The 5,129-nt window shown below is 71.9% G+C and carries 5 protein-coding genes; all 5 read right to left on the bottom strand.

Annotated elements, in window-relative coordinates:
- Positions 1 to 915: 915 nt before the first annotated feature.
- Positions 916 to 1,947 (bottom strand): SRPBCC family protein, encoded by a 1,032-nt coding sequence (locus VGL20_05680; protein ID HEY2703162.1) that lies wholly within the window; start codon positions 1,945 to 1,947, stop codon positions 916 to 918.
- Positions 1,865 to 2,440, bottom strand: coding sequence for a nucleotidyltransferase family protein (locus VGL20_05675; GenBank protein ID HEY2703161.1), 576 nt, complete (start codon positions 2,438 to 2,440; stop codon positions 1,865 to 1,867). The genes VGL20_05680 and VGL20_05675 overlap by 83 nt, the downstream gene beginning before the upstream one ends.
- Positions 2,437 to 3,489, bottom strand: coding sequence for an XdhC/CoxI family protein (locus VGL20_05670; protein ID HEY2703160.1), 1,053 nt, complete (start codon positions 3,487 to 3,489; stop codon positions 2,437 to 2,439). Before VGL20_05670 ends, VGL20_05675 begins: the two co-directional genes overlap by 4 nt.
- 2 nt (positions 3,490 to 3,491) lie before the next feature.
- Complete coding sequence (locus tag VGL20_05665) at positions 3,492 to 4,460, bottom strand: VWA domain-containing protein (GenBank protein HEY2703159.1); 969 nt, start codon at positions 4,458 to 4,460, stop codon at positions 3,492 to 3,494.
- A gap of 151 nt (positions 4,461 to 4,611) precedes the next feature.
- Positions 4,612 to 5,129: MoxR family ATPase (locus VGL20_05660; protein HEY2703158.1), on the bottom strand; the 518-nt coding region annotated here is incomplete at its 5' end.

Here is a 5,129-nt window from a genome sequence, read left to right as displayed (position 1 = left end):
TGCTCGCCATCACCGCCGCTGTCCTTCACGCCACCCTCCGACTACTAAACGAGACCGACGAGCACGCTGATGAGCTCGACCCCAGCTGAGCTTTCCCCGCAATCAGTAACCCGCTCTTTCAGCGATGCAGCTCGCCCATTGAGCCTTCGCCCACCGTGGCGAGCCGTCCCGGCATTCCGCACCCCCGACGGCGCCGGCACCCCAATGGCCCTCCGCGGCTGGCTCGCCCAACCGCTCCTACTCGCGGCCATCAGCTCCACCGGCTGGCCGCGCCGCTTCACCCTGAGTTCAGCTCAGCAAGGATCGGCGCCGGGATGACTTCGATATTTCTATGGATGACGCTGTCGGGCGAAGTCCCGCTGATCGCGCTGTTGTTCATCGTCTGGTGGGCGGTCAGGCACGAGTCGCGCCAGACACCGCCCACGGAGGATGACGGCGGCGCCCGGCGGGACCCGCGCCCGCGCAACCCGTCCCCCCGCCATCCGCGCCGCGGCCCGCACAGCCATCCGGGGCCACCGGCGCCACCACGCGTACGAACTGGTCGAGCGCCAGCATTGACCTCTTCCGCGCCGTCGGTCGACCACCACCGTCCCGCCGGCATTGCTGGTGTCTCACCGCCGACCCGCAGCCCGAGGCGCTCGAATGGCCGCCTACAGCCCTGCAAGCCGCGCTGGGTGTCGCGACAATCGCCGGCGTTGTGATTCGCCCACAATGGCACCGATGAGGCCGAGCGAACTTGGGAGCCGTACCTGACCTATACGACGTTAAATCGCCAAGGTTCCCGACGGTGCCGCTCGCGTGCCCCGCGCTGTTGTGACCTCGCCACAACCAAGCGCCGGCGTGCGGGGTTAAAGCGACACCCACCGCGGGTTAAAAGCGAACACACGTCGCACCCGGCTGGGGCGGCGCGGTTGTCTAGCGCTTCCGGAACAGCAGCCGCAGCAACACCAGCCCAGCGATCACGCCGATCAACGGGGCCGGGTTTCGCTTGATCCGGCTCAGCACGACCCCGCCGACGAGCGACAGCCCCTGGACGGGGGGAGCCGAGTCGGCCGGTGGAGGCGGCGGAGGTGGAGGTGGCGGCGGTGGTCCGGCCCCGGGGGGCGGCGGTGGCGGTGGTCCGGCTCCGGGAGGCGGTGGTGGCGGCGGTCCGGCCCCGGTCGGCGCTGGTGGCGGCGGGACCGCCTCGGTCGGCGGTGGTGGCGGCGGGACCGCCTCGGTCGGCGGGACCGTCTCGGTCGGTGGCACCGCTTCAGTCGGCGGCGGTACCGCCTCCACCGCCTCGGCCACCTCGGTTGGCGGCGGGGCCGCTGCCTCCGCCTCCGCTTCAACGGCCGGGGTGATGGCCGTCTCGTTCGTGGGTTGCTCGGACTCCGCGGGCGGGCCCGCTGCCGGCACCTGATCGGCGACATCCGCCTGGTGCTCCACGGTCGGTGGCCCTCCCGCCAGCGAGGACTGCAGGCGGCTCGCGAACTCGCGCAGCAGGCGCTCGGAGATGTCCTCGATCATCCCGCCACGCCCGAACCTGGCCAGCCTGCCGGTGATGTGGTAGTCGGTCGCGACCTCGACGCGCGTGCGGTCGCCCAGCGCGGTTAGCCTCGAGGAGATCGTGGCGGTCGCCCCTCCCTGCCCACGCCGGTCCGATCCCTGGGCGTACATCGTCGCGCTATGGGACCCCTCGTCGACGTTCTGCATCTCGAGCTTCCCCGTGTAGGACGCGGTCGTCGGGCCGATCTTGATCGTGAACGTGCCGTTGTAGGTGCCGTCGTCGTTGCGGCCCGTGACCGCGGCACCGGGCAGGTTCGGCGCGACCCGCTCGACGTCGATCAATGCCGCCCACACCTGTTCCAGCGGCGCCTCGACCTCAAACGACTGCTCTAGCTTCATTGCGCATCCTCTCCAGGTCTTCGGTTGTATCGACGTCGCGGCCCATCCCGCGTCGATCACCAAGCTCGATCTTTGGTCCGCCTGCCAGCAGGTCGCGGGCACCACGGTCGCCGGTCAGCCCCAGCAGAGCCCGGAGCTGATCTGGACCGAGCACCACCGGGTGGCCGGGGCGGCCATCGTAGACAGCCTGCGTGCCCGGCGGCTCGGCGGCGAAGCGGGCGACGGTCTCACTCGTGATCAACGGCTCGTCGCCGAGCGTCACGATCACCTTCGAAGCCTCTTGTAACTCCCGCAGGCCGCGCCGCAGCGACGCCGACTGGCCCTCCGCCCAGGTGTCGCACACGACCGGCTCCGCACGCATGAAGTCCACCTCCGCGAGCAGCCGGTCGGCATGGGCGCCGAGCACGACGACGACCCGCTCGAGTGCGGGAACGCGACACTGAGCGCGCACGGCGTGCTCGAGCAGCGGCCGTCCGCCGAGCTCGGCTAACAGCTTCGGCTCAGACCCGAAGCGGGTGCCTTCGCCGGCGGCAAGGATGAGGCCGCCGATCACGCCGGCACCTGGTGGATCCGCCCTCCTCCCGTCGCCAGCCGGCCGCCGTCGCGGCCGTGGCGCGCGGCGACCACCTCGGCCAGCACCGACAGGGCCGTCTCCTCACGCCCGATCGCCCCCAGGTCCAATCCGACCGGGGCCGACAGCCGCTCGAGCTCCTCGTCGGTCATCCCCGCGGCCAGCAGCCGCTCGCGGCGCGATGCCTGCGCCCGGCGCGAACCCATCGCGCCGACGAACCGTGCCGGAGACCGCAGCGCGATCGTCAGCGCCGCATCGTCGAGCTTGGGGTCGTGGGTGAGGACGACGATCGACGTCGCGGGGTCGATCCCGCCGAGGCGCGCGAACGCCTCGTCGGGCCAGGAGGCGATCACCTCGACCGCGTCGGGAAACCGGTCCGGCGTCGCGAACCGTGCGCGCGGGTCGACGACGTACGGCCTCCAACCGCAGCCCTTCGCCAGCGTGCACAGGTGCGCAGCGATGTCCACCGCCCCGAACAGGATCAACCGCGGTGGCGGGAAGGTCACATCGATGAACAGCGGGCCGCGGCGCTCCGACGCGTCGCTCCACAGCAGCTCACCGGCGATCCGGGTCGCCTCGTCGTCCTGCTCGGGCGACCCGAGCGAGCCCCAGCGCCCGCCATCGGCGTCGATGCCGAGCTTGGCGCCGAGCTGCGGTCCCTCGACGACGGTTACCTCGGCCGCCCGGCCGCCTTCCCGGGCGATCTCCTCAAACCGGCTCGGCCTTCGCTCCTGGATCCACACGTCGATCTCGCCGCCGCACGGAAGCCCCACGTCCCACGCCTCCGAGTCAGCAATTCCGAAGTGCACCAGCTGGGGCGGCGCGCCGCCCATCACCTGCTCGGCGATCTCGACCACGGCGCCTTCGACGCAACCGCCCGACACGCCGCCGGCGATCTCGCCGCGCTCGCTCACGGCCATTTTCGCTCCCGGCGCCCGGGGAGCCGAACGCTGCACCCCCACCACCGTGGCGACGGCGACCCGGTCGCCGCGCTCTTCCCATTGACTGATCTCAGGCAACACGTCTCTCACGGTCAGATCTCCTCGAGAATGCTGGCGAGCTCCTGCAGCGAGGCAAGCGAGTTGCCCGCCAGGAGCTCGTCGGTGTGTGGTACCGCGGCGCGCATGCCGCGCGTCAACGGTTCAAAGTCCGGGTGAGCGGCCAGCGGGTTCAGCCACACCAGCCGGTGCGCGCTACGTCGCAGACGGGCCATCTCCACCCCCAGCAGCTGCGGATCACCCCGGTCCCATCCGTCGGACAGGATCACGATCACGGCACCGCGGCCGATCCGGCGCCCGTGCAGGCGATTGAGCTCGGCCAGGGCCGCGCCGATCCGGGTCCCCCCGGAGAAGTCGGCGACCGCCGCGGCCGCGCGCGCCAGCGCGCGGTCGGGATCACGCCCCTCGAGCTCGTTGGTGATCCGCGTCAGTCGCGTCCCGAACGCGAACGCCTCGACCCGCCGTCGCGCCGCCACCGATGCCTGCAGGTACTGCAGCAGCATCCGCGCGTAGGGAGTCATCGAGCCGGACACGTCGCACACGAGCACCACCGGCCGCGGCCGGGTGCGCGGCGCGCGCCAGTGACGATGGACCGGCTCGCCGCCGGTGCGAAGCGACGAGCGGACCACCCGCCGGAGGTCCGGACGGTGGCCGCGGCGGCGGCGCGCCGGCCGGGTACGGCGTGAGAGGCGGGTCGGACCTCGCCGGGCCAATCGCGCGATCAGCTCCTGGGCGATCGCCATCTCGGTCTCGGTGTACTGGGCGAAATCCTTCTCGCGCAGCAGCTCGACGTCGCTCCAGGCCGCCGGCACCGCCTTCGGCTCCTCGGCGAGCTGAAGCTCAGGGGCGCGGCCGCCCGGAACCGCCGCGCGCGGCAGCGCGGCGCGAGCCACTGCGCCGAGCTCCTCGAGCGGGTTTTGGTCGACGAGCGCCTGGCCGGATCCGAACACCGCCTGGAAGGCGAGGTCGAAGCGCGGGATGTCGGCCCGATCCGAGCAGAGCACCGCGCGGAGCGCCAGCCGCGAGTCCTCTCGCGAGCTGGAGTCGACCGCGGCGAGCGCGCGATGCGCGGCGAGGAGCTCCCCGACCCCCACCCTCGAGCCCTGCGCGCGGAGAACCGCGGACAGGGCGCCGAGGCTGTCGAGCATCGGCAGCTCAGACACCCTCGAGCACCTTCCGGTCGCGCACCCGCACCACGTCCTCGTGAACCTTGAGCGCCGCGCCGAGCGTCTCGTCGAGGTCCGCGTCCGGACCGAGCGCCAGCAACGCCCGGGCCCAGACCAGAGTCTCGCCGACGCCGGGCAGCTTGTAGAGGTCGCCGTGCTCCCTCAGCCGTCCGACCGCCGCGACCACCCGCGCGGCGATCTCGTCGGGCACGCCCGGGATCCGCGACCGGACGATCTCCCGCTCGCGCTCAGGTTCGGGATAGTCGATCCAGTGGTAGAGGCAGCGCCGCTTGAGCGCGTCGTGGAGCTCCCGGGTCCGGTTCGAGGTCAGCACCACGACCGGGCGATGGCTGGCGGTGACCGTGCCGAGCTCCGGGATCGTCACCGCAAAGTCGGACAGGAACTCGAGCAGGAATGCCTCGAACTCGTCATCGGCGCGGTCGATCTCGTCGATCAGCAGGACCACCGGGCCGTCGTGCTCGATCGCGTCGAGCAGCGGCCGGCGCA

The organism is Candidatus Dormiibacterota bacterium (assembly GCA_036495095.1).
GTDB lineage: Bacteria > Chloroflexota > Dormibacteria > Aeolococcales > Aeolococcaceae > CF-96.
The sequence above is the reverse complement of the archived record's forward strand: the minus strand, read 5'-3'. Positions and strand labels throughout refer to the sequence as shown.